General features: G+C 74.0%; 3 protein-coding genes. All 3 read right to left on the bottom strand.

Going from position 1 to position 3,040, the window contains the following annotated elements:
- On the bottom strand, positions 1-1,320 hold a 1,320-nt coding region (locus QR77_RS43075), incomplete at its 3' end, for an ROK family transcriptional regulator (protein WP_236710515.1).
- The gene (locus tag QR77_RS48160; RefSeq protein WP_236710513.1) at positions 1,317-1,910 is read right to left on the bottom strand and encodes a helix-turn-helix domain-containing protein; all 594 of its coding nucleotides are present in this window, start codon (positions 1,908-1,910) and stop codon (positions 1,317-1,319) included. The genes QR77_RS48160 and QR77_RS43075, both read right to left, overlap by 4 nt.
- The coding region (locus QR77_RS02860) for a glycoside hydrolase family 38 C-terminal domain-containing protein (RefSeq protein WP_040019503.1) at positions 1,903-3,040 on the bottom strand (1,138 nt) is incomplete at its 5' end. The genes QR77_RS48160 and QR77_RS02860, both read right to left, overlap by 8 nt.

Below are 3,040 nucleotides of genomic sequence, written 5' to 3'. Positions count from 1 at the left end.
GGACGGCGGCAGCCGCATCCCGCCGCGCGCCGCGAGATCGGGCACGGACACCGGCGGATTGCACTCGGGCAGGATCTCGGGCCGCCCGTCCGCGTCCCAGCGCCCCAGCGCGACCGCGCAGAGCTGCCCGAACTCACCGGCGTTGGAGCTGATCCCCCGGTAGATGTCGCCGTTGAGATAGAGACCCGTGCCGACCCCCGTACCGAGATACAGATACGCGAAGTCCCTCGCCCTGCGGTCCCGGCCGATCCACCGCTCGCCGGCAGCCGCCGCAGTGGAGTCCTTCTCCATGATGACCGGGCACGGGAAGTGGTCCTTGAGCAGATACAGCAGCGGAAGATCACCCCACGCCGACATCAGGGGCGGTCCGAGGACCGTGCCCGAGGCGATGTCGACCGGTCCTGGCACCGCCACGCCGATCCCCAGAAAGCCGTCCTCCCGCACCGCGCCGCGCGCCTCGGCCAGCGTCTCGCGCCCCAGCGAGGCGACCCGCTCCACGAACTCCGCCGGATTGATGTCGGCGCTGACGGACCGGGTACGGGTGCAGACGATCGCGCCATCGAGGTCGATGACCACGGCGGTCAGTACCTCGGGGTCGATGTGGATGCCGAGCGCGTGCGCCGCGGTGCCCGACAGCCGTACGGGCGTGCGCGGCTTGCCCGAGGTGGCGCGGCGCTGGGCGTCCTCGATGAGGATCCCCCGGTCCAGCAGCGAGCGGGCGATCCGCGACACCGACTGCTGGGTGAGCCCGGTGTGATGGGCGATCTCGCCCCGGGTGATCGTGCCGGACAGCCGTACGGTCTCGATGACCACGCACTCGTTGAACGAGCCGAGGTCGATCTGGTTGACGCCGCTCCACGACTGGTGCCGCGCCGTGCCGTCGGCGGGCCGGCCGGTACCGAGATGACCGGCCACGGTCTCGCGCAGCCAGCGTACGGCGGTGGCGCGCGGTGCCTCCGGGCGCGCCGCCGCGTAACGCTCCAGCTCGGCGGCGAGATCGAGGTAGACCCGGCGTGAGGACTCGGGGTGGCTGGTGGAGTCCAACGCGATCATCGCCCGGAGGAACGCGCGCCAACTGGACTTGGCCGGAAGTTGATGGTGCGTCACCCGTCCATCGACTGTCGCCGCCGACGCGGGAAGGACCGCCGTGTCCCAGAGGGTGATCGCGTGCAGGTCCAGATCCGGATGCCCGCTGCTCGCACCGGCCAGATAGGCGGCGAGGCCGAGTGCGGGTTCCGCGCCGTCACCCGGGCGGGCGGTCGAGGCCGCCACGGCGTCCATGGAGCGGTCGAGCCCGGCGAGCACGTCGGGCCCGATCACCGTGCCTGTCGCGTCGGGGCGCTCGGCTCCTGCCGGGTGCCCGCCAGCAGCACGGCGCGCAGCGGATCGACGTACAGCCCCATCACCCACACGTCGGAGCCGGGCAGCGGGGGCCGCGTCGGTACGTGGAGGCCAGGCGCGTCGTCGGGGGTGAGCCGCCAGCGCCGCCGGATGCCGGCGACGGTGGCGTGCGAGAGGCCCAACTCCCTGGCGACGGCGCGGGAAGCGCCGCTGCCGCCGGGCGCCAGCAGCGTACGGGCGACCACCTCGGCCTCGTCGACGGTGGCGGGTCTGCCGGTGCGCGGGCGGTGCCCGAGGCCCTCGATGCCTCCGCTCGTCCAGCGCTGCCGCCAGGTGCCGACGGTCTGCCGTGAGACCCCGAGCCGCCGGGAGATCTCGGCGTCACGCAGTCCCTCGGCGGCGAGCAGTACGACGTTCGCGCGCGTCGCGAGCGGGCCGCTCTCGTCGGCCCAGCGGCGCAGCAGCGCCCGGTGTTCGGGGCGCAGCGGCTCGGACGGTGTCCGGTCGCCGGGCGGCCGGAGGTCGGGCCTTACCGCTTCGGGGCGGACGACCTGGCGGGTCTCAGCCACGGACATCTCCCGCCCGGGCCGTGCGGCTGCTCGTTGCGCGGCTGCCTGCTGTACGGCTGCCGGGTGTACCGCTGTCCGCCGTGCCGCCGCCCCGGGCCAGCCGGATGGTGAGGATCTGGAACGGCCGCAGCGTCAGCGCGACCGCGTCCCCGCTGTGCGGACGGACGGCGAGCGTCTCCTCCAGCAGGTCGGTCTCGCAGGCGCCGGTGACCGTGAATCCGGCGGTGAGCCGCGTACGGGCCCGGCCGCCGCGCGACTCGTAGAGCCGTACGACCACATCCCCCGAGCGGTCGTCGGCCAGCTTCACCGCCTCCACCACCACATCCGGATGGTCGACGGCGACCAGCGGCGCCCCTGCGGGAGCAGGGGCCCCGGGGCGCAGCGGCAGGTTGAGCGCATAGCCCTCGCCGATCGCCTCGCCGATGCCGGCGCCCGGGCGCACGGTGTGCCGGAAGTGGTGCTCGCCCCGGTCGGCGTGCGGATCGGGGCTGTGCGCCGCGCGCAGCAGCGAGAGCCGTACGGTCGTGGTGGTCCCGGCGTCCGCGCGCGTACGACGCGAGACGTCGTAGCCGTACGTGGAGTCGCCGGCCAGTGCGACGCCCCAGCCGTGTTCCCCGACATGGATCCAGCGGTGCGCCCACATCTCGCGCATGGCCGCCTCCCGGGCGGTGTTCTCGTGCGTGGGCCGCTCGACATGGCCGAACTGGATCTCGCCGGTGCTGTGTTCGGCGTGCACGTCCAGCGCCCAGGCCGCCTTGAGGAGGGTGTCGCGCTCCCGCCAGTCGACGTCGGTCTCGACGGCCAGGACCCGGCTCCCCGCCGTGAGGATCAGCCGCTGGGTGATCGTGGACCGGCCGGTGGTCCGCTCCACCAGGACCGCCGCCAGCAGCGGACCCCGCTCGGTGACGTCCACGCGGACGGCGCTGTCGAGGTCCCGGTGGGTGTCGCCGCGACGGGTGTCCAGGTCGCGGGCGCTCCAGCGCGGCGGGTCGTCGCGGTGCAGTTGCAGCAGATTGCCGGCGGCGCCCGGTGCGATGGCGTCGCGCCCGGTGGCCAGGTCCACCGCCGAACGGACGAGTCCGGCGCCGTCGACATGGATCCGCAGCAGTCCGTTGTCCAGGACATGGCCG

It is taken from the genome of Streptomyces sp. 150FB (assembly GCF_000818195.1).
In the GTDB taxonomy this organism is placed as follows: Bacteria; Actinomycetota; Actinomycetes; order Streptomycetales; family Streptomycetaceae; genus Streptomyces.
This window is presented reverse-complemented; position numbering and strand designations above follow the sequence as displayed.